Consider the following 22,627-nt stretch of genomic DNA (forward strand, 5'->3'; position numbering starts at 1 on the left):
GCTTCAGGCCGCGCTCAGCAGCCCCTGGCGTTCGATGAAGGCGATGATTTCGTCCAGCCCCTGGCCGGTCTTCTGGTTGCTGAACACGAAGGGGCGCTCGCCGCGCATCTTCTTCGCGTCGCGCGCCATCACTTCCAGCGAGGCGCCGACCATTGGCGCCAGGTCGATCTTGTTGATCACCAGCAGGTCGGACTTGCAGATGCCCGGGCCGCCCTTGCGCGGGATCTTGTCGCCGGCGGAAACGTCGATCACGTACAGCGTCAGGTCCGACAGCTCGGGGCTGAAGGTGGCCGAGAGGTTGTCGCCGCCGGACTCCACCAGGATCAGCTCCAGGCCCGGGAAGCGGCGGTTGAGCTGGTCCACCGCCTCCAGGTTGATCGAGGCGTCCTCGCGGATCGCCGTGTGCGGGCAGCCGCCGGTTTCCACGCCGATGATCCGCTCCGGCGCCAGGGCCTGGTTGCGCACCAGGAACTGGGCGTCTTCCTGGGTGTAGATGTCGTTGGTTACCACGGCCAGGTCGTAGCGCTCGCGCAGGGCGTGGCACAGCGCCAGGGTCAGGGCGGTCTTGCCGGAGCCCACCGGGCCGCCGATGCCGACGCGCAGGGGTTGGGAGTTCATGCGGGGTTCTCCTAGGAACGGAACAGACGGCTGTATTGCGTTTCGTGGAGCATGCTCGCCAGGGCCAGGCCGAAGGGCGCGCCGCCGGGCGCGTCCTCCGTCAGCGCGGCGGCGCAGGCGCGTTCGAGTTCGGGGAGCAGGCGCGAGGTGAGCTTCTGCGCGGCCAGCTGGCCCAGGGGCAGGGCCTTCATCAGCACCGCGAGCTGGTTCTCGGCCCAGCTCCACAACCAGGCGGCCAGGGCCTGCTCCACGTCCAGGCCCCAGGCCCGCGCGGCCAGCGCCCAGGTGGCGGCCAGCGAGGGCTCCGGCTGCGCGGCCAGCCAGGCGCGGGCCGCTTTGTCCAGCTCGGGCAGGGCTTCCAGCAGTTGCGCCAGGGAAAAGCCCATCTGCCGGCTTTCCAGGGCCAGCTCGCGGGTTTCGCGGCTGGCGCGGTGGCGTTCGGCGGCATCGCTTAGCGCGGCCCAGTCGGCGGCCAGCGCGGCGCGCAGCAGCTCGGCCAGCAGCGGGCCCTCGAAACGCGCCAGGTTCAGTTGCAACTGGTCGGCCAGCCAGGCGAAGGCGCTGTCGGCATCGCTCACCAGGCCGTGCTCCAGGGCGGCTTCCAGGCCCTGGGAATAGCTGTAGCCGCCGATGGGTAGCTGCGGGCTGGCGAGGCGCAGCAACGGCCAGAGGGCTGTGCTGGTCACTTGCGCACTCCGAACTGGTGCAGCTTCGGCGCGTAGTTGAATTCCGCCTCGCCATGGTGCGAATGGTGATGGCCGCCGCCGTAGGCGCCGTGCTCGGGCTGGAACAGCGCCTCGATGCTCTGCACCGTGGCGCCGAGCTGGTCGAGCATGGCCCTGAGCACGTAGTCGTCGAGCAGGCGCAGCCAGCCTTCGCCCACCTGCAGCGCCACGTGGCGGTTGCCCAGGTGGTAGGCGGCGCGGTTCAGCTCGCGCGGGCTGGAGCAGGTCACGTGCATCAGTTGCTCGGGCGCGGCGCACACACGCACCACGCGGCCGTCGTTGGCCAGCAGGCAGTCGCCATCCGCCAGCGGCGGCTGGCCGCGTTCTAGGAACAGGCCGACGTCCTCGCCATCGCGGCTGTAGCAGCGCAGGCGGCTCTTGCTGCGCGCCTCGTAGTTCAGGTGCAGTTCGGCGTCCCAGCGCTCGCGGGGCTCGATGCGTTGGTGGATGACCAGCATGGCGGTGTCCGGCAGTAGGCAATGGCCGAGCTACAGCAAGGGCCTTGCCAGGGCCGGGCGCGGCCAGCAATGGCGGGGGCTGGGCGGGTTGTCCGAGTGGTCAGCAATGGTGCGCGTGCGCGTTGCTGGTGCGCACGTAAATGGTGCGCACCGATGTGGGGCGGAATGAGGGTTTTTGTAGGAGCGAGGGGGACGCCTAGTCCTTGCTCGCGAAGGGAGTTATCCGGTGACGCCGGTGTTTGGGGTTGGCTCCATTCCCTCTCCCTAACCCTCTCCCTGAAGGGAGAGGGGACCGTTCGGAGCGCTTGGGGGCTCTGGAGTTAGCCGGATGCCGTGGTATCCGACTGAAGCCTTGCCGTCAGCCGGCACGGACAAGCCCCCTCTCCCTTCAGGGAGAGGGCTGGGGAGAGGGAGCGGAGTTGAACCCGTGCGCAGGTGCCACCGGCTGGTTCGCGAGCAAGCTCGCTCCTACAAGGAAGCCCCCAGCCTCAGCCCCGCGCCCCGATCCCCAACCAATGCTTTGCCCCAATCATGATGAAACGCAGCTGCTGGGTAACCTTGGCCTCCGGCGTCAGGTGCGCCGGCAGTGCCTCGGCTGGCGCGTCGATCAGTTCGGGCAGGGTGGCGAACACCGTCTTCACCACCAGGTCGGCGAGCACGTCGAGGTCCTGCACCTGCAGGTGCGGCAGCTTGTTGAGCAATGCCAGGTCCGCCGCCAGGTCGTCGGTGATGCGCTGGCGCAGGGTGCCGATGGCCTGGCGGATTTGCAGCGAGCCGCCGTACTGCTCGCGGGCCAGGAACAGGAACTGGGTGCGGTTGGCGCTCACCGCGTCGAGGAAGATGCGCACCGAGGCCTCGATCACCCCGCCCAGCTCGAACTCGTTGCGCCGCACCGCGCGCAGGGTCTGGCGGAAGGTCTCGTCGACGTCGGCCACCAGGGCCAGGCCCAGAGCGTCCATATCGGCGAAGTGCCGGTAGAAACCGGCCGGGACTATGCCCGCCGCGCGCGCCACCTCGCGCAGGCTCAGGCTGCCGAAGCCGCGGCCGCTGTCCATCAGGCCGCGCGCGGCGTCCATCAGGGCCTGGCGGGTCTGCTGTTTCTGTTCGGCGCGGGGAGAGGACATCGGGGCTTCCATGGCAGGGGCCCCGGCACTCTAGCAAATGGCCGGGGAAATCGGCGACTGCGCCGGCTAATTCAGTGAACGACTGTTGACTGAAAAGTGGCGGCGTGCCAGTTTAGTGAACAAGTGTTTACTGTCTGGATGCCGTCCATGTCCCTGCTTCCCCTGACCTGGCTGCGTGCCTTGCGCCCGCTGCTCGGCCCCCTGCGCGCACTGGTGCGCCAGCGCTGGCTGCGCGAGGCTGACGTCGACGCCGTGCTGGCCGCGCTCAACCCGGCCTGGGCGCTGAACCGGGTGTTCGCCCGCGTCGAAGGCCGCCAGTGGGTGGCCGACGACATGCTCGCCTTGCGCCTGCGGCCCAATGCCAACTGGCGCGGCGCGCGGCCGGGCCAGCACCTGCAGCTGTTCATCGAGCACGACGGCGTGCGCCTGGGGCGCAACTACAGCCTGATCGCCGATGAGGACGGATGCCTGGAGATCGCGGTGAAGCTGCAACCCGGCGGGCGGGTCTCGCCGCTGCTGCTGGGCCGGCTGTGCGTCGGCGACGTGCTGGAACTGGGCGCGCCGGGCGGCGAACTGCACTGGCCGCAGGACGAACGCGGCGTGCTGCTGCTGGCTGCCGGCAGCGGCCTGACGCCCTTGCTCGGCCTGCTGCGCCAGGCCCTGGCCGACGGCTACCGCGGCCCGGTGACGCTGCTGCACTACGTGCGCGAACGCAGCCAGCGCGCCTTCGTCGAGTGCTTGCAAACCCTGGCCCGCGAGTACCCCAACTTCCGCCCGCGCTGGGCCATCAGCGGCGGCGCGGCGCAGGCCGGCGAACTGCGCGGGCGCTTCCATGCCGAACACCTGCAGGGCCTGCCCGCCGAGCACGTGCTGGCCTGTGGCCCGGCCGGCTTCGTCGGCGCCGTGCGCGACCACCTCGGTCCCCGCGCCGCCAGCCTGCAGTGGGAGGCTTTCAGCGCGCCCGCCTGGTCCACCGACGAGGCCCAGCGCGAGGTCCATCTCCACTTCGCCCGCAGCGGCCGCCAGGTGGCCGGCGACAACCAGCGCAGCCTGCTGGAACAGGCCGAGGCCGCCGGCCTGCGCCCGGCCCACGGCTGCCGCCAGGGCATCTGCGCCAACTGCACCTGCACCCTGCTCGCCGGCAGCGTGCGCGACCTGCGCAGCGGCGCGCTGCACAGCGAGCCGCAACAACCCATCCGCCTGTGCGTCAGCGCCCCGCAGGGCGACGTCAGCCTCGACCTCTAGCCTCCCCGGAACCCCAGCATGCGCGAAGACCGCGACCTCACCCCGGCCGAGCTGGCCGCCTTCGGCGCCGAACTGGACGCCCTGCGCCAACGCACCCTGGACGACCTCGGCGGCGCCGACGCCCGCTACATCCGCCGCGTGCGCAGCGCCGTGCGCGCCTGCTGCTGGGCCGGCCGCGCACTGCTGCTGTGCGGCTGGTTCGCGCCCACCTGGCTGCTCGGCAGCCTGCTCCTGGGCCTGGGCAAGGTCCTCGAAAACATGGAGCTGGGCCACAACGTCATGCACGGCCAGTACGACTGGATGAACGACCCGGAATTCGCCGGGCGCCAGTACGAATGGGACATCGCCGGCCCCTCCGACTTCTGGCGGCACACCCACAACCACATCCACCACACCTACACCAACGTCCTGGGCAAGGACGACGACGTCGGCTACGGCGTGGTGCGCCTGTTCCCCGAGCAGAAGTGGAAGCCCTTCTACCGTTGGCAGCCGCTGTGGGTGACGATCCAGGCGGTGCTCTTCCAGTACGCCGTGGCCATCCAGCACCTGCGCCTGGACCAGTACTTCAAGGGCCGCCTGGGCAAGGACGAACTGCGCCCGCTGCTGCGCCGGTTCAATGCCAAGCTGGGCCGCCAGTGGGCCAAGGACTATCTCGCCTTCCCCCTATTGGGCCTGTTGGCCGGCGGCTTCTGGGCGGTGTTCTGCGGCAACCTCGTAGCCAACCTGCTGCGCAACCTGTGGACCTTCACGGTGATCTTCTGCGGCCACTTCACCGAGAAGGCCGCGGTGTTCCCGGCCTGCGTGCTGCAGGGCGAGAGCCGCGGCCACTGGTACCTGCGCCAGCTGCGCGGCTCCAGCAACCTGGAGGGCGGGCCGCTGCTGCACCTGCTCACCGGCAACCTCAGCCACCAGATCGAGCACCACCTGTTCCCCGACCTGCCGGCGCGCCGCTACGCCGAACTGGCCCGCGAAGTGCGGCAGATAGCCGAGCGCTATGGCCAGCACTACAACAGCGGGCGCCTGTCGCGGCAATTCGCCACGGTGCTGCGGCGCATCTGGGTTCACCGTCTGCCGGCTTCATAGGAATAGTCCTAAAAGAGAAACCAGTCGCCGAATGACACTCCCTCAACATCAATTGGCCATGATTTAATCGGCCCGGTTTTGTAACCGGATGTCGTAGTCGAGGGATCGAAGGGATGAAGTCCATTCCCCATTACTGGACGCTGGGCCTGGCCCTGGCCGTCGTTCTGGATGTTTCCGCCGCGCCGCTGACCACCCCCGGCGACCGCGACCTGCAACGCGACCGCCAGGAGCAGCTGCTGCGCGAGCAACAGAAGCGCCTGGAGGAATTGCAGCAGCTACCCGGCAAGGCCGCGCCGCAGGCCCCCGCCGAGCAGCCCGCCGACACGCGCTGCTTCGACATACGCGACATCACCCTGGAAGGCGCCGGGCACCTCGGCGCCGCCACCCGCGAGCGCCTGCTGGCGCCCTACCGCGGCCAGTGCCTGGGCGTGGCCCAGCTCAACGCGTTGCTCAAGGCCGTCACCGACCACTACCTGGCCCGCGGCTTCGTCACCACCCGCGCCTACCTGCCGCAGCAGGACCTCTCCGGCGGCACGCTGAAAATCATCGTGGTCGAAGGCCGCCTGGAAGGCTTCGACGACTCCGCCGTGGCCACCCCGCGTGAACTGGCCATGGGCTTCCCCGGCAAGACCGGCGAGGTGCTCGACCTGCGCGAGCTGGAACAGCTGGTGGACCAGGTCAACCGCCTGCCCTCGCGCCACGCGCAAGTGGAACTGGTGCCCGGCGAGCAGGTCGGCGGCAGCCGCGTGCAACTGGCCGGCGAGCGCGGCAAGCCCTGGCGCGTCTCGGCCTTCCGCGACAACAACGGCGACCGCAGCAGTGGCGAGCAGCAGGCCGGCCTGGGCCTGGACTGGGACAGCCCGCTGGGCCTGGCCGACCAGCTCGGCCTGCGGGTGGCCGAAGACGTAGTCAGCGACCACTGGAAGCACTCCGACAACCAGGGCCTGTTCTACAGCCTGCCCTACGGCTGGTGGACCTTCAGCTACAGCTACAACCAGAGCTACTACCGCACCCGCAACCAAGGCAGCGGCTTCGCCTTCAAGCTCGACGGCGACAGCCGCTCCCACCAGTTTGGCGCCGAGCGCGTGCTGCACCGCGACAGCCTGAGCAAGACCGCGGTCAACTTCGGCCTGGCCCACGTGCGCTCGAACAACTACATCGACGACGAGAAGCTCGACGTCTCCAGCAGCCGCATCACCGAGGGTCAGCTGGGCTTCAATCACGGCCGGCGCATCGGCAGCGCCTTCGTCAACCTCGACGCCGGCTGGCAGCAGGGCATAGGCGCGCTCGGCGCCCAGGGCGAGCACGACCCGCAGCCCTACCAGCCCCACGCCCGCTACGACAAATACACCCTCACCCTCAGCTACCTGCAGCCCTTCCAGCTGTGGGGCGAGAACTTCAGCTTCGACGCCCTGGCCACCGCGCAGAAGAGCGAAGACGTGCTCTACAGCCCGCAGCGCATCAGCCTCGGCGGGCTCAACTCGGTGCGCGGTTTCAAGGACCAGAGCCTGTCCGGCGACAGCGGCTACTACTGGCGCAACCAGCTGCGCTGGCGCCGCCCGGTGACCTGGGTGGCGCTGCAGCCCTGGCTGCAGGAGTACGGCGTGGGCTACGGCTACGACTTCGGCGCCATCGCGCACGACCGCTACAACCCCGAACTGCACGGCCGCCTGAGCGGCCACGCGCTGGAGTTCAACGCCCGCGGCCAGTACCTGGCCGCGACCCTGAGCTTCGCCCGCTCCCTGGAGCGGCCCAGCGTGATCGACAAACGCGAACACCCGGTCTACTTCCGCGTCGACCTGTTCTTCTGACGCCGCAACGCCACGGAGACCCCAGGACATGGACATCCGCCGCCCCCTCTACCAAGCCATCGCCAGCGCCCTGGCCGGCCTGCTGTTCCTCAACCCCATAGTCGCGGCCGCCGCCCAACTGGCGGTGGATGCGGCCGCCGGCGGCAACACGCAGATCGGCGCGGCGGGCAACGGCGTGCCCATCGTCAACATCGCCACGCCCAACGGCAACGGCCTCTCGCACAATAAATTCAGCGACTACAACGTCGGCCAGCAGGGCCTGATCCTCAACAACGCCACCGGCAAGACCGCCAGCACCCAACTGGGCGGGATCGTCATCGGCAACCCCAACCTCAAGGGCCAGGCGGCGCAGAAGATCCTCAACGAAGTCACCGGGGCCAGTCCCTCGCAACTCAAGGGCTACACCGAAGTGGCGGGGCAGGGCGCCCACGTCATCGTCGCCAACCCCCACGGCATCACCTGCAACGGCTGCGGCTTCATCAACACCCCGCGCGCCACCCTCACCACCGGCAAGCCGATCCTGGCCGGGGAGCGCCTGCAGGGCTACGACGTGGACGGCGGCGAAATCGCCATCGAAGGCGCCGGGCTCAATGCCAGCAATCTCGACCAGTTCGAACTGATCACCCGCAGCGCCAAGCTCAACGCCGACCTGTACGCCAGGCAGCTCACCGTGGTGGCCGGGCGCAACACGGTGGATGCGGAAAGTCTCGCCGCCACCGCCAAGCCCGACGACGGCAGCGCCAAACCGCAACTGGCCATCGACAGCGCCGCCCTGGGCGGCATGTACGCCAACACCATCCGCCTGGTGGGTACCGAACAGGGCGTGGGCGTGAAACTGGCCGGCAACATGGCGGCCAGCGCCGGCGACATCCGCATCGACGCCAACGGCAAGCTGGAACTGGCCCAGGTAGCGGCCAGCGGGGACCTGGCGCTGAAAGGGCAGGACGTGGCCCTGAACGGCCCGGCCTATGCCGGGGGTAGCGCCAGCGTGCAGGCCAGCGGGGCGCTGAGCAATGCGCAGAGCCTGGCGGCCAGGCAAGGCGTGCAACTGCGCGCCGGCAGCCTGGACAACGCTGGCCAGATCGTCGCCGGCATCGAGGGGGAGCAGCGCATCGCCGGGCAGGGCCTGGACATCGCCGCCGACCACGTTGGCAACCGTGGCCGGCTGGATGCCACCGGCAGCCTGAAGGTGGCCGCCGACACCCTGGACAACGCGGGGCAGGCCTACGCCGAGCGCATCGATGTCGACGCCCGCCGGCAACTGGATAACCGCGGGACCCTGCAGGGGCGCGAAGTCTCGCTGCGCACCCGCCAGTTCAACAACCTCGGCGACAGCGCGCAGCTGATCGGCGAGCGCAGCCTGCTGCTCGATGCCCCCGCCGTGGTCAACCTGGGCGGCCTGGTCCGCTTCGGCGACGGCCAGGCGGCCAGCCTGAACTTCACCAGCCTGGACAACCGCAACGGTCGCCTGGAGGTGAACGGCGGCAGCCTGACGCTGGCCGGCGGCACGCTGGATAACCAGCAGGGGCGCATCGTCGCTGGCAGCGCACGGATCGACGCGCAGCGCATCGACAATGCCGGCGGCCTGATCGGCACCAGCGGCGGCGACCTGGCCCTGAACAGCCAGGGCGCACTGAACAACGCCGGCGGCAAGCTGCAGGCCGCGCAGGCCCTGCGGATCAGCGCCGGAGCGGTGGACAACCGGGCGGGAACCCAGGTCGGCGACTCCATCGACCTCGCCGGCAGCAGCCTGGACAACCGCCAGGGCGGCGTTCTCAGCGCCGAGCGGGGCGACCTCGACCTGCGCCTGAGCGGCGCCTTCGATAACGCCGCGGGCCTGGCCCAGGCCAGCGGCGCCCTGCTGCTGGACGTCGGCAATGTCGCCAACGCCGCCGGTAAGCTGGTGGCGCAGACACTCGACCTGACCTCCCACGGGGCCGTGGACAACAGCGGCGGCACCCTGGCGGCCGAGCGGCTGAGCCTGAATGCCCAGTCGCTGGCCAACCGCAGTGGGCGGGTCCAGGCCGGCTCCGCCCTGGTCCTCACCGCCGGCGATCTCGACAACGCCAACGGCCTGTTGCTGGGCGGCACGCTGCAGGCCGACCTCGCCAGCATCAGCGACAACGCCGGCGGTACGCTGAGCGCCGACGGCGCGCTGAAACTGACCGTGGCCCAGGCGCTGAACAACGCGTTGGGGCGCCTGCAATCGGTGCAGGGCAACCTGGACGTCACGGCGGGCAGCCTGGACAACCGCCAGGGCGCCCTCGCCGGGGCGCAGCTGTTGCTGCAGGCCCGCGGGGCGCTGGATAACCGCGGCGGCCGCATCGTGGGCGATGGCATCCAGGCGAGCGCCAGCGTCATCGACAACGGCGGCCAGGGGCTGCTGGTCGCCGGCGCGGATGGCCTGGCGCTCACGGCGCAACAGCGCCTGTCCAACGACCAGGGGCGCATCCAGAGCGACGCGGGCCTGCGGCTGCAAGCGCCGCAGCTGGAAAACCGTGGCGGCGTGGTGCTGGGCCAGCGCGTCGAGCTGTTGGGCGGCAACCTGGACAACAGCCAGGGCGGCGCGGTGGTGGGCAATGGCGAACAGCTGAGCCTGAGCCTGGATGGCGTGCTGAACAACGCCACCGGCCTGATCGACGCAGGCGACCAGGCTCTGCTGTTCACCCGTGCCGTCGGCCAGCTCGACAACCGTGGCGGCACCCTGCGCGGCGAGCGGCTCGACGTGCTTGCCGGCAGTGTCGACAACTCCGCGTCCGGGCGCTTGCTGGCGGGCACCGCGGGCCTTTCGGTGACGGCCGGCGCGCTGAACAACCAGCGGGGGCTGGTCCATGCCCAGGGCGGCGCCGTGACCGCCGCGCTGGGGACGGGCAGCCTGCAGAACCAGGCCGGCACCGTGCAGGGCGACAGCGTAGCCATCGGCGCCGCGAGCCTCGACAACAGCCAGGCCGACGGCGAGGCCGGCAGCATCGCCAGCCTGCTCGGCAAGCTCGAACTGGTGGTCGGCAACCTCATCAACCGGGGCGGCCAGCTGTTCGGCAAAAGCGAGCTGAGCGTCACCGGCAACACACTGGACAATGGCGGCGGCCAGCTGAGCGGCGGCCGCGTCGTGCTCGCCAGCAGCGGCGCGCTGAACAACCAGGCTGGCCTGATCGAGTCGGCCACCAGCCTGGAACTGGACAGCGGCACGCTGGACAACAGCCAGGGCGGGCGCCTGCGCGCGCTCGGCGGCGACAGCAGCCACATCCGCAGCGCCGGCCAACTGAACAACCAGGGCGGGAACATCGGCGTCGCCAGCCAGGCCTTCGAACTGGGCAGCGGCGCAGCCCTGCTCAACGGCCAGGGGCAGGTCCAGCATGCCGGCACCGGCCTGTTCCGCCTGGGTGCGGGCAGCCTCGTCGGCGCGGGCTCGCTCACCGGCCTGGGCGAGGGCCAATGGCAGTTCGGCAGCGTGGCCAATGCCGGGCAGATGCGCGTCAACGGCGCCCTAGACCTGCGCGTCGGCCAGGGCCTGGAAGTCGGCGCCGGCGAACGCATCGCCAGCGCCGGCAACCTGAGCGTGACGGCCGCCCACCTGAACAACCAGGGCGAACTGCTCAGCGATGGCGACCTGGGCCTGACCCTTGGCGGCGACGCCTACAACGCCGGCCTGCTTTCCGCCCAGCGCAACCTCACCCTGAACGCCGGCAACTTCACCCAACTGGGCGGTCGCCTGGCCAGCGGCCTGGACACCCGGCTCAGCCTCGCCGGCAACCTGGACAACCAGGGCTGGCTGATCGCCAACCAGGCCCTGCACGCCAGCGCCGCGCAAGTGAACAACACGGGCACCCTCGGCGCCCTCGGCGCGCTGGACATCACCAGCCAGGGCATCGCCAACGGCGCCGACAGCCTGCTGTTCAGCGGCGGCGACATGACCCTGCGCGCGGCCAGCCTGAGCAACCGCTACGGCGACCTCTACAGCCAGGGCAACCTCAGCTTCGCCGGCCAGGACGGCGGGCGGGCGCAGAGCCTGAGCAACCGCTCCGGCACCATCGAGGCGCAAGGCGACATCCACCTCGATGTGGCGAGCCTGGAAAACGCCCGCGACGTCTTCGCCTTCGAACAGACCACCACCTTCGGCGAATTCGACGTGCAGTGCGGCCAGCACTGCGGCGGCCACGACTCCTTCAAGCGCGGCAAGATCGACGTCAACGAAACCCTCTCAGAGCGCATCACCCAGAACAGCCCGGCCGCCTGGCTGACCGCCGGGGGCAACCTGACCATCGACGCCGGCGCGGTGGAAAACCGCAACAGCACCCTCGCCGCCAACGGCGACCTGACCATCAACGCCGACTCGCTGCTCAACCAGGGCAACACCTCGCGCACCGGCAACAAGGTGGTGGTCATCAACGTGGTGCCGGGCGACTACGGCAAGATCCCCACCGGCCAGTGGGACACCATGGAAAACCTGGCCCGCGCCTTCAACACCAAGATGGCCGCGGGCACCTTCGACCAGGACCTGTACGACCAGCTCTGGGCCATCTACAACGGCGACCGCTGGGCGATCGGCACCCCGGTCGTCACCTGGAGCGAAGACGGCGCCCAGTCCGCGCCGGCCACCCTGCAGGCCGGCAACCGCGTCACCCTCAACGTGGCGCACAACCTGCAGAACGGCACCGTCAGCGAATACAGCCTCGCCCAGCTCACCGGCCAACTGGCCGGCAGCCTGCTGGGCGGGCAACTGGGCACGGTCAACCTGACCCTCAACAAACAGTCCAGCGACGCCCAGGTGAGCGGGCCGCAGACCGTGCAGAGCGTGACGCACACGGCCGCCGACGGTAGCCAGCAGGTCAGCTTCATCCCGGTGGACTACAGCGGCGTGCCCTTCGCCGCCGTGGACCCGACGGCGGCCGACACCTTCCGCCTGCCCCAGGGGCAGTACGGGATGTTCATCCGCAGTCCGGACCCGCAGAGCCACTACCTCATCGAAACCAACCCGGCGCTCACCGACCTGGGGCGCTTCCTCAACTCCGACTACCTGCTCGGCAAGCTCGGCTTCGACCCGGACCAGGCCTGGAAGCGCCTGGGCGACGGCGCCTACGAAACCCGCCTGATCCGCGAGGCCATCCAGGCCCAGACCGGCCAGCGCTTCCTCGACGGCCTGACCAGCGACTACGACCAGTTCCAGTACCTGATGGACAACGCCCTGGCCGCCAAGGACGCCTTGCAGCTGAGCGTTGGCGTGGGCCTTTCCGCCGAGCAGGTGGCGGCGCTGACCCACGACATCGTGTGGATGGAAACCCGCGTGATCGACGGCCAGCAGGTGCTGGTCCCGGTGGTCTACCTGGCCCAGACCGACGCGCGCAACCTGCGCGGCGGCAGCCTGATCCAGGGCCGCGACCTCAACCTCATGGCCGGCGGCGACCTAGTCAACGTCGGCACCCTGCGCGCCAGCGAAGACCTCAGCGCCAGCGCCGGCGGCAGCATCCTCCAGGGCGGCCTGATGGACGCCGGCCAGCGCGTCAGCCTGCTGGCCGGCGACAGCATCCGCAACGCCCTGGCCGGGCAGATCCGCGGCGAGCAGGTGGACCTCACCGCGCTCAAGGGCGACATCGTCAACGACCGCACCGCCGTTACCGCCGGCATCGGCGGCGACGAATACCGCAGCTTCCTCGACGCCGGCGCGAGCATCAGCGCGCGCAGCGACCTCAGCCTGGATGCCGGCCGCGACATCACCAACCGCGGCAGCCTCGCCAGCGGCGGCGACAGCTACCTCGGCGCCGGCCGCGACATCAACCTGCAAGCCGTGACCGACGCCAGCCGCCTGCGCGACATCCAGCAGGGCGGGCACCACGTCACCACCACCACGGTCGCGCAGAACCACGGCTCCAGCCTGACGGCCGGGGGCGACCTGGTGCTGGATGCGGGGCGTGACCTGAACGTAGTGGGCAGCCAGGCGAGCGCGAAGGGCGACCTGACCGCCGCCGCCGGTCGCGACATCAACCTGAGCGCTGTCGAAGACGCCGCCAGCGTCGAAGTCCGCAGCAAGACCAGCAGCAGCCGCACCGTCGAACAGACCGGGCAGACCCGCCAGCTCGGCGCGGAACTGACGGCGGGCGGCGACCTGGTGGCCAGCGCCGGGCAGGACCTGAACCTGACCGCCAGCACCATCAGCGCCAGCAACGAGGCCTACCTATACGCCTCCCGCGACGTGAGCCTGCAGGCGGCGGCGGAAACCGACAGCCATGCGCTGAGCAAGACCAAACGCAGCCATGGGCTGCTCTCAAGCTCGGAGAAAAAGACCGAGGACACCTCCCTCTACACCACCCAGAAAGGTTCGCTGGTCAGCGCCGACAAGATTGCCATCCGCGCCGGCCAGGACATCGGTGTCAGCGGCAGCGACGTGGCCTCCACCAACGGCACCAGCCTGCTGGCCGGGCGCAACGTGCTGATCGACGGCGCCACCGAAACCAGCGAGACCAGCCACGCCGAGTCGAAGAAGAAATCTGGCGTGATGAGCAGCGGCGGGCTCGGCTTCACCATTGGCTCGGCCAGTACCCAGGCCACCCAGACCAGCCACAGCGAGCAGACCCGCGGCAGCACCATCGGCAGCGTGCTGGGCAACGTCGACATCCAGGCCGGCAAGGACCTGACCATCCGCGGTTCGGACGTGGTCGCCGGCAAGGACATCAACCTCATCGGGCAGAACGTCGACATCCTCGCCGCGCAGAACGAGAACCGCAGCGAGCAGACCTACAAGAGCAAGAGCAGTGGCCTGACCCTGGCGCTCTCCGGCACCGTGGGCAGTGCCATGGACGCTGGCTACCAGACTGCCAAGCAGGCCAGGCACGAAGACGACAGCCGGCTCTCCGCGCTGCAGGGCATCAAGGCCGGGCTGACCGGCGTGCAGGCCTGGCAGGCGGCGCAGCAGGGCACCGAAGGGGGCGGCGTCAGCCAGTTCTTCGGCATCAGCGCCTCGCTCGGCTCGCAGAAGTCCAGCTCGAAGCAGACCCAGGAGCAGAGCGTCAGCCAGGGCAGCAGCCTGACCGCGGGGAACAACCTCAACATCCTCGCCACCGGCAGCGGCGCCGTGGGCCAGGACGGCGACATCCGCATCCAGGGCAGCCAGCTCAAGGCCGGCAACGACATGCTGCTGGCCGCCAACCGCGACATCCTGCTCGAAGCCGCCGCCAACACCCAGAAGCTCGATGGCAAGAACAAGAGCAGCGGCGGCGCGGTCGGCGTGAGCGTGGGGTATTCGGCGGACAAAGGGGTAGGCCTGAGCATCTTCGCCAACGCCAACCAGGGCTCGGGCAAGGAAATCGGCACCGGCACCACCTGGACGGAAACCACCCTGGACGCCGGCAGCCAGGTCAAGCTGGTCAGCGGCCGCGACACCACGCTCAAGGGCGCCCAGGTCAATGGCGAGCAGATCATCGCCAACGTCGGCCGCGACCTGACCCTGCAGAGCCTGCAGGACAGCGACTACTACGACTCCAAGCAGAAGAACGTCTCCGCCGGGGCGAGCGTCGCCATCATCGGCACCGGCGGCAGCGCCAGCGTCAGTGCCAGCCAGAGCAAGATCGACTCCAACTACAAGAGCGTGCAGGAGCAGACCGGCCTCTACGCCGGCAAGGGCGGCTTCCAGATCGACGTGGGCAACCACACGCAACTGGACGGCAGCGTCATCGCCAGCACCGCCGAAGCCGACAAGAACCGCCTGAGCACCGGCACCCTGGGCTGGAGCAGCATCGACAACAAGGCCGACTACAAGAGCCAGCAACAGAGCGTCAGCATCAGCAGCGGCAGCGATGGCAGCGGCAAGTTCGTCAGCAACATGCCCAGCGGCATGCTGGTGGCCTACAACCACGGCGACAGCGCCAGCGGCACCACCGGCTCGGCCATCTCCAACGGTACCCTCGAAATCCGCGACCCGGCCAACCAGCAGCAGGACGTGGCCAGCCTGAGCCGCGACGTCGAGCACGCCAACGGCAGCATCAGCCCGATCTTCGACAAGGAGAAGGAACAGAACCGGCTGAAGCAGGTGCAACTGATCGCCGAGATCGGCACTCAGGCGATGGATATCGTTCGGACGCAGGGGGAGATCAAGGCGTCGGAAGAAGGCCGCAAGGAGCTGAAAGCCCAAGGTAAGGACAATCCCACGCAGAAGGAACTCGAAGCGACCGCCGCGTACCAGAATGTCATGCGTGAATATGGCACCGGCAGCGATTATCAGAAAGCTGCGCAGGCCGTGACGGCGGCGCTGCAGTACCTAGCCGGTGGCGATATCGGTGGTGCTATAGCAGGTGCCTCTGCGCCTTACATAGCCCATCTCATCAAGCAGCAGACTGGCGACAATGACACGGCTCGCATCATGGCTCAGGCATTACTCGGTGCCGTGGTTGCCGGGGTACAAGGCAACTCCAGTGTTGCTGGAGGGATTGGGGCTGCCACTGGGGAGTTGATCGCAGCGAACCTTTACCCAGGTAAGAAGCCTGAAGATCTGACGGAAAACGAACGCCAGATTGTTTCGGCCCTTTCCAGTTTAGCCGCGGGTATGGCTGGAGGTTTAGCCAGTGGTGATACAGCCGGTGCGGTGGCCGCAGCGGGAGCAGGTAAGACTGCTGTGGATAATAATTTCCTGAGCGGAGATCAAACCAAGGCATTCGATCATGAGATGCAGCAATGCACAAAGGAGGGAGATTGTACGAAAGTAATTAAGAAATATGTTGCATTGAATGAAGAGAATAGAGAACTTCTGAAAGCTACTTGTTTAGAGAAACCGTGGGTTTGCTATGGGAACAGTAGGGATGTTGTTCTTACAGGTCTGAACTCGGCTGACCCTTCTAGGCCGGTTTCCTTTGGAGGGATTGAAAATGATAATGTTAGATTGTTCGTGCAGTATGAAAATAGTCTTGATTTGCAGTATATAAATAAAAATACTGATACTTTGTACAAGGCATTGGTGTTTGCCTCAGAGCCTGAGAATTTCATGCTTATGTTTGGCGGTTTAGCGAACCTGACAAGCGCCTCAGGAACATCCATCGCAACGGGTGCTGGGTTGGGCATGGCCGCGAATGGGGGAGTACAGTTTGCAACGGGGAACACGGGGGATAAATTCGATTGGCTTGGATTCATGACATCAGGAGTCACTGGCGGTATGTCTGCTGGTCAAACATTGACTCCTACGTTGCAAACTAATATTGGTGGTGCGTACATATCTAGCCAGCTTAGTGGTCAGAACTCTACAGATGCTATGATGGGAGCCATGCTTGGCTCAATCGTCGGGTACGGGGTTGGAGCTGGCATAGCGGGTCAGTTGGAAAAAAATTATGTAAACAAGATTTTTGGATTGTCTGGTAATAGCGTTAGCTCTCTTAAGTATTCTGAGATTCCAGCGTTCCCTGGATCTTACCTTTATAAAGAAACTCCGATGAGCCCAATTCCAGGTGTTGCTGGTGGCATTGGTGGCAGTGCGGCCTCGGAGATTTCAAATAGTGCGGCTATGAATGATTTAAGTAAGGAGAAGTAGTTTGAAGCGCGCTTTGCTCTGGTTTGTGCTTTTTGCGATTTCGTTTTCTGCAATGTTCTTAGTGGTTTCGGCTTTATATTTTATACATACGGCGAAATACGATGGTGGGGTGGTTTTTAATTATACGAATTCAGCTTTTTTTTATTCGGTAAAAGTTAGTGCTTGGGTGGGTGGGGTGATGGCTTCAGGGATTTGGTATCTCTTATGCTATGGAAAGCATAATGGTCGGTAATAATTAGTGCCTTCTGATTGATAGGGAGTGGGTGTTGCTATAGTGTGAGAGAGATTGTGGATTTTTTCTATTCTAAAATTGTATGGTGGTCGGTGTTGACGTGGCGAAAATAAAAGCCCCTCATTTCTTGGGTTTTTCTATAATAGTGCCGCAGGATTGACTGTTGAAACTTCTCTCTGTTAGCTCTTTAAAATTTCACCGCTGATTTAGATCGTAAGACTGGTGTCTTTCGTTTCAGTTGGAGCCATATCAACAAGAGAGTGTAAGACATCTCTGTCGCAACTTCTGCGCAATCTTGATTGCCCGGCCCGCCATCATCAGCACCGGCTTCAGCGCGAGCCAGAGCAAGATCGACTCCAACTACAAGAGCGTGCAGGAGCAGACCGGCCTCTACGCCGGCAAGGGCGGCTTCCAGATCGACGTGGGCAACCACACGCAACTGGACGGCAGCGTCATCGCCAGCACCGCCGAAGCCGACAAGAACCGCCTGAGCACCGGCACCCTGGGCTGGAGCAGCATCGACAACAAGACCGACTACAAGAGCCAGCAACAGAGCGTCAGCATCAGCAGCGCCAGCGATGGCAGCGGCAAATTCATCAGCAACATGCCCAGCGGCATGCTGGTCGCCTACAACCACGGCGACAGCGCCAGCGGCACCACCGGCTCGGCCATCTCCAACGGCACCCTCGAAATCCGCGACCCGGCCAACCAGCAGCAGGACGTGGCCAGCCTGAGCCGCGACGTCGAGCACGCCAACGGCAGCATCAGCCCGATCTTCGACAAGGAGAAGGAACAGAACCGGCTGAAGCAGGTGCAGCTGATCGCCGAGATCGGCACCCAGGCGATGGACATCGTTCGGACGCAGGGGGAGATCAATGCCACCAAGGCGGCGAGAGAAGAGCTAGCCAAGAACGGGAACCATAGTCCGAGCCGAGAGCAGATCGAAGAAAGCGCGATCTACCAGAAGGAAATGTCCCAGTACGGCACCGGGAGCCAGCTTCAGCGAGCGGCACAGGCCGTGACTGCCGCACTTCAGGGGCTTGCTGGTGGTGATATTGGGGCTGCGTTGGCCGGGGCATCGGCACCTTATCTCGCGAACACCATCAAGCAACTGACCGAGGGTGATCGCGAGGTGCAATTGATGGCCCACGCGGTGCTCGGTGCATTGGTCGCCCAGGCTCAGGGGAATTCGGCGATTGCGGGGGCTGCGGGTGCTGCTACGGGCGAAGCGATGGCCTCGGTCATCGCCCAGCAGTTGTATGGCAAGAACACCGATGACCTCAGTGAGTCGGAGAAACAGGCCGTCGTTGCACTTTCTTCGCTGGCGGGTGGCTTGGCCGGCGGTGTGCTTGATGGCAGCGCCGGCGGCGCTGTCGCGGGAGCGAAAGGTGGGCAGAACGCCGTCGAGAACAACGAGTTTGGTGGTCGGCTCTATGTCGACCATGTATTCGAAGCCTATGTACAAGGCGGCGGATGCCATGGCGGTTCGCGCCAGCAGTGCCGCACGCAATTTGAGAACACCCAACTAGCTAACGGTGGGCTAGAGACCGCAGCTGCATTCGCATTGCTCCCCTTTGCCATCGCGGGCGCGGCGTTGACGCCTGCCATGGTGGCCGCAGCAAGAGCCGGTGCTAGTGCTTGTGCGGCGAATCCGCCTTTTGTGTGTAACGCAAACTACCAACCTGCTCGTTGAGTTGGGACTTAGCGATGCATTGCCTACAGGAATACTACGGGTTGCTGGGGCAAAGCTCACTTACGAGCAGGCCTCAAAGATTCGTGCGGCACTGGAGGTCGAGCAACAGACTGGGCAGAAGCTTTCGGCTGATGCGGTAGCGAGTATTTTGACGGAGGGGGGGGGCGCAAAAGCAACTGCTAACGCTCCCCATACACCCAGGTTTATTGCGGATTCTGTTGGTAACACTATTGATTTAGATTATACCAAGGGGCTCAGGGAGACGAATGTGACGGTCACGGGAACGCGTGGTGGTGTTCAGTATCCATTGCAAGGACAAACTCCCGATTCTTATGCGAACCTTGGAAATGGGCATGTTGTTGTATACGGTCCAGAGGGGCGTGCACTATATGATGTGTCTAGCTCTCGGATTAAGGTGATCGAATGGAACCAAGCTCCGAATGGAACATATTTCCCTAAGAAGGGGAGTGACACAAAAGCTTTTGAAGGAAGTGTTCCTCAGTCGGTTCTTGATATCTTGGGGTTGAAGTGATGAAAGTTTATAAGGGTGATATTTCTAAGGAGTCGTTGAGCCTGTTTGTTTCGGATATTGGCTCCGGGGAATTTTTTTCATATGTAGGGAGCTTGGTTTCATTAGAACAAGCAATTTCTGTTATAGGGTTGCTCTCTCCTGATTTTATTGAGGTCAATGGTCACATTTTCTGGCTGCCTAATGCTCAGCAATACGACCCGAAAAAATTTCATTTAAAGGGGCTGGTCGAGACCGAATCTGGAGTGCTGGAACAAAGTGCATCGCGTAGAGACGTTGAACGATACAGAAATATTTTTTCAATAAGTCAGTTCTTTTCAAAGTGGGAAGATGTGCCGGGTCGAACCATATTTAAAGTGGGCTTGTCGGAAGAAGACTATCGTCTTTGTAATTTATTTGCTGAGCAGATCGCTAAATATTGGGGGCGCGCATTGTCAGACGCCTTCCCAGAGAAGGTCTTTCAGTTTGAAATTGCTGACGATCTTCTCGATGAATATGGGGTTTGTCTGACATTCTGGCAGTCGTAGTTTAACGGTAGGGCCGAAAGGGGATTTATTTTTCCTACTCTAAAGCTGGCTGACTGGACAGGATTAGGGTGTGATAAATAAATCTGTCCCCTTTTTTTCAGGCTGAGTCTGTATTTAGAGCCAATCCGGCCTTGAGAGAGGCTAGTGTTAAGGTTGATGGCTACTACTTCCAGGTGACACGTAATAGCAAGACTGGAGAAATAACAAACTCCTTCATTACTATGCCTCCGAGGACAAACTGATGGCTTATTTGTCTTGGCTTGAAAAGCTCAAGGAATCATTCTCTTCCACTGGTCTGGACTATGAAGATCTATACGGAATAATAGAGGCATCTATAGCGAGGAAGAGGGTTAATTTTCCTGCGTTTATATATGAGACTTCGAAGGGGTTTGGCTTCTCTGCGGGTGAGGGATATTTCTATTCTCTTGATCAGGACTGGGATGATCCTGAAGGATTTAATGAGGTCAGTTTCTTTTTGGGGGAAGTGGAAACCTCAAGCATTCCAGTGCTCGACTATGTTTTTTTGATGAAAATTGCAGCCGATGTTTATTCTGCTTTCTTCCCCGAGGAGAGTGATAGTGTTCTAGGTTCGGCTAAAAGATTGGAGGAACGTTACTCAAAGAAATTCCCAGCCTAGCTGGGGGTTCTTATTTCACTGAAAGATATTGGGAGCTTATTTCTTCAAAACAGGTTTAGTAAAGATCTGCATAGAAAGGTTGAAAGCTTTCTCTTGTCTGGTGTTGACTTAAGTCAAGAAGATTTTTCTAGTGTGAGCTCTGTTGCGGTCGCCCTTCTGACTTTCTATGTGAATTTTGATAAGGAGATATTCTTCCATATGGATTATGGTAGAGCTCATGAGGACTTGGCTCATTCTGGTTGGAGCGCGAAGTATATAGATTTTTGCTATTTGATTCCTGATGGCGAGAGGTACTGGATGGTTGATGGGAGTGATTACTGGAAGTTTTGCTTCACGTAATAGTTTCTTGGTCAAAGCGAAAAGGACCGAAAAGAGGCAGATTCATTAGCGCCTCGCTCGGCTCGCAGAAGTCCTGCTCGAAGCAGACCCAGGAGCAGAGCGTCAGCCAGTGTCGAAAAGGGAACAGACTCTGAGGAATCCCCACAAATCTACTCCAGTGCTTGAGCCAGCCGGTGCACCTCATCACGCAGCAATAGCTCCATTTCAGTCAGTACGCAAAAAGGGGATTTATTTTTCCTACTCTAAAACTGGCTGACTGGACAGGATTAGGGTGTGATAAATAAATTTGTCCCCTTTTTTCAGCTTTTGAGAAAGATGGCGTAATTTACAGCTTGGATAATCGTCGTTTGCTAGCTGCTTCTCAGGCTGATGTCCCAGTAAAAATAGTTCCTGCTACTCAGGCGGAGGTGGCGAAGGAGGCTTGGAAAATGACCACTCCGAATGGTGGGGGAGTTATCTGCGTTAGAGGATCTTGTCAGTGACCTTCACAAGTAAAGAAATTGATTCTATAAGCACAAAGGAAGACTTTGCAGACTTTATTTCTGGTCTGCGAGAGGAACTGACGAATAATCCAGATGAGTGGGAGAACCAGACACTGGATAGATTTTTGGATGCGATGGAGTCTTGGATTAGGATGATTGATGCCTATTCCAAAAATACTGGAGATGTGGAGGCTCTTAGCCCGAGTTGGAAAACTTTTGCCAAGATACTTTGTGCTGCGAAAGTCTATGAATAAAAAAGCCCCGGCGCTGCCGGGGCTGTTTGTTTCACTCAGCTGTAATCACCAAAGGACCGAAAAGGGATGGATTTATTTTTCCTACTCTAAATCTGATCTGGCGACAAGGTTAGAGTGATGAAAATAAATTTGTCTCTTTTGGTGAGGTGATTTTTGAGATTCCATGATTTCGGTGGTTAGAGTGGTTGAAAAATGTGAAGCTTTGTTGTCCCGTCTTGTAGATTCTTCAAAGTTATTGCCAGAGTATGTTTTCAAGATTAAGAAAGGTGGGGCGAACATTGTGGAAAGAGAGGTTCTTTATGAGGACGACTTTCTGCGCGACCTTTTCTCTATTTCCCGAGGATTAGGTGCGACGAAAATTTTCTTCTGCTTTGTCCTAGTGCTCGAAGACGGTGGTCATGAGGTCTCCGGCGTTATCGATATGGATGTTCTTGATGATGCATCCAAGTACTTGGATGTTCTGGTTTCATCATATGAAAAGCACATATTTGAGGGTGGGCGAGCAAGAGTAATTGCTTTTTCAGATACTGCTGATTGGGCTTTGTATATAGAGATACTAGAGGAGTTTGGTGTTTTTGTTTGGATGGAAGGGTTAAATGGAATTTTGAATAAGCTGAGAGGGGATTATTTTGTGGGGAGAGAGTATTTGGAAAGGCAGGTTAGGCGAGGGGGGTTTAAAAAAGACTATATGGAGAGGCTTCTAAGTGTATATGAGTCGAAGGTTGAGTAGAAACGAAAAGGGGGCAGATTTATTTTTCCTACTCTAAAGCTGGCTGACTGGGCAGGATTAGGGTGTGAGAAATAAATCTGTCCCCATTTTCTAATGCTGACCCTGCTCGGCCAGTACCTGGATCAACAAGGATTCAACCCATTCGGCATCAATCCTGCCGGGTTGGTTGGTTTGGGCAGTGGCGCGAAAACCGGCTCCGAGAGCACCTCAGGTGCGATTAGAGCGTTTGGCGGGGAGATTGCTGGTAAGGTTGAGACTAAACTGCCAAAAGGAACTGGGACGGCTGTTACGAAAACTCCGTTGTCAGGACCTACAGAAAACTGGCAGAAATCCTTGCAAGCTGAGAAGCAAATCCAACTAGATGCGTCATCTTCTCGGAAAGTGGATCAGGTAATTAGTGAGACGTTGAGTGGTAAAAAGAATTTTACGAGCTCGACAACACTGACAACAGATGAAGCTTTGGCGGCTGGCCAGAAATATCTTGGCTCTGGCTATAAGGAGATTGTAAAGCCGGGCTCAGGAGTTTTTCACAGTGCTGATGGGATAAAAGAATTCCGTATTGATAGTGGGTCAATAAGCGATGCACATGCTCCAGGCGTACCGCTTGAGTTAAAGACCCTATAACTGGG

General features: G+C 62.7%; 15 protein-coding genes. 11 read left to right on the forward strand and 4 right to left on the reverse strand.

The features are described 5' to 3' along the window. Window positions 1–3 precede the first annotated feature (3 nt). The 4 genes from ureG to RN02_RS21275 all read right to left on the reverse strand — a co-directional run bounded on the left by ureG (window position 4) and on the right by RN02_RS21275 (window position 2,925). On the reverse strand, window positions 4–618 hold the full coding sequence (ureG, locus tag RN02_RS21260) for an urease accessory protein UreG (protein ID WP_043316573.1): 615 nt from the start codon (window positions 616–618) through the stop codon (window positions 4–6). 11 nt (window positions 619–629) lie between these two features. Then, window positions 630–1,304 (reverse strand): urease accessory protein UreF, encoded by a 675-nt coding sequence (locus RN02_RS21265; protein ID WP_043316575.1) that lies wholly within the window; start codon window positions 1,302–1,304, stop codon window positions 630–632. Continuing rightward, window positions 1,301–1,801, reverse strand: a complete 501-nt coding sequence (ureE, locus tag RN02_RS21270; protein ID WP_043316578.1) for an urease accessory protein UreE — start codon at window positions 1,799–1,801, stop codon at window positions 1,301–1,303. The genes RN02_RS21265 and ureE overlap by 4 nt, the downstream gene beginning before the upstream one ends. A 488-nt stretch (window positions 1,802–2,289) precedes the next feature. Next, window positions 2,290–2,925 (reverse strand): TetR family transcriptional regulator, encoded by a 636-nt coding sequence (locus RN02_RS21275; RefSeq protein ID WP_043316582.1) that lies wholly within the window; start codon window positions 2,923–2,925, stop codon window positions 2,290–2,292. A gap of 147 nt (window positions 2,926–3,072) precedes the next feature. Here RN02_RS21275 and RN02_RS21280 point away from each other — a divergent pair, with 147 nt between their 5' ends. The 11 genes from RN02_RS21280 (at window position 3,073) to RN02_RS33985 (ending at window position 22,622) form a co-directional block, all read left to right on the forward strand. Beyond that, window positions 3,073–4,170, forward strand: coding sequence for a flavin reductase family protein (locus RN02_RS21280; protein ID WP_043316585.1), 1,098 nt, complete (start codon window positions 3,073–3,075; stop codon window positions 4,168–4,170). An 18-nt stretch (window positions 4,171–4,188) separates the two neighbouring features. Next, window positions 4,189–5,253 (forward strand): fatty acid desaturase family protein, encoded by a 1,065-nt coding sequence (locus tag RN02_RS21285; protein ID WP_043316588.1) that lies wholly within the window; start codon window positions 4,189–4,191, stop codon window positions 5,251–5,253. Between the two features lie 113 nt (window positions 5,254–5,366). Further along, entirely contained in the window at window positions 5,367–7,064 is a 1,698-nt protein-coding gene (locus RN02_RS21290; protein WP_052267780.1) for a ShlB/FhaC/HecB family hemolysin secretion/activation protein, read from the forward strand. 28 nt (window positions 7,065–7,092) lie between these two features. Next, window positions 7,093–16,575 carry a two-partner secretion domain-containing protein gene (locus RN02_RS33350; RefSeq protein ID WP_052267781.1) on the forward strand — a complete coding sequence of 3,161 codons (9,483 nt, stop codon included), beginning with the start codon at window positions 7,093–7,095 and terminating at the stop codon, window positions 16,573–16,575. Between the two features lie 527 nt (window positions 16,576–17,102). Beyond that, a complete protein-coding gene (locus RN02_RS21300; RefSeq protein ID WP_052267782.1) occupies window positions 17,103–18,500 on the forward strand; it encodes a VENN motif pre-toxin domain-containing protein in 1,398 nt (465 codons plus the stop codon). After that, the gene (locus RN02_RS33355) at window positions 18,448–19,032 is read left to right on the forward strand and encodes a hypothetical protein (RefSeq protein WP_177331068.1); all 585 of its coding nucleotides are present in this window, start codon (window positions 18,448–18,450) and stop codon (window positions 19,030–19,032) included. Before RN02_RS21300 ends, RN02_RS33355 begins: the two co-directional genes overlap by 53 nt. Next, complete coding sequence (locus RN02_RS32665) at window positions 19,032–19,556, forward strand: hypothetical protein (RefSeq protein ID WP_082033847.1); 525 nt, start codon at window positions 19,032–19,034, stop codon at window positions 19,554–19,556. The genes RN02_RS33355 and RN02_RS32665 overlap by 1 nt, the downstream gene beginning before the upstream one ends. 241 nt (window positions 19,557–19,797) lie before the next feature. Beyond that, window positions 19,798–20,193, forward strand: a complete 396-nt coding sequence (locus RN02_RS32670) for a hypothetical protein (RefSeq protein ID WP_082033848.1) — start codon at window positions 19,798–19,800, stop codon at window positions 20,191–20,193. Window positions 20,194–21,010: 817 nt separating this feature from the next. Then, on the forward strand, window positions 21,011–21,268 hold the full coding sequence (locus RN02_RS32675) for a DUF7660 family protein (RefSeq protein ID WP_082033849.1): 258 nt from the start codon (window positions 21,011–21,013) through the stop codon (window positions 21,266–21,268). A gap of 163 nt (window positions 21,269–21,431) precedes the next feature. Then, entirely contained in the window at window positions 21,432–21,998 is a 567-nt protein-coding gene (locus RN02_RS33360) for a hypothetical protein (RefSeq protein ID WP_152623792.1), read from the forward strand. Between the two features lie 93 nt (window positions 21,999–22,091). Next, window positions 22,092–22,622, forward strand: a complete 531-nt coding sequence (locus RN02_RS33985) for a hypothetical protein (RefSeq protein WP_177331069.1) — start codon at window positions 22,092–22,094, stop codon at window positions 22,620–22,622. Window positions 22,623–22,627 lie beyond the last annotated feature (5 nt).

The organism is Pseudomonas sp. PI1, assembly GCF_000812405.1.
GTDB lineage: Bacteria > Pseudomonadota > Gammaproteobacteria > Pseudomonadales > Pseudomonadaceae > Pseudomonas > Pseudomonas citronellolis.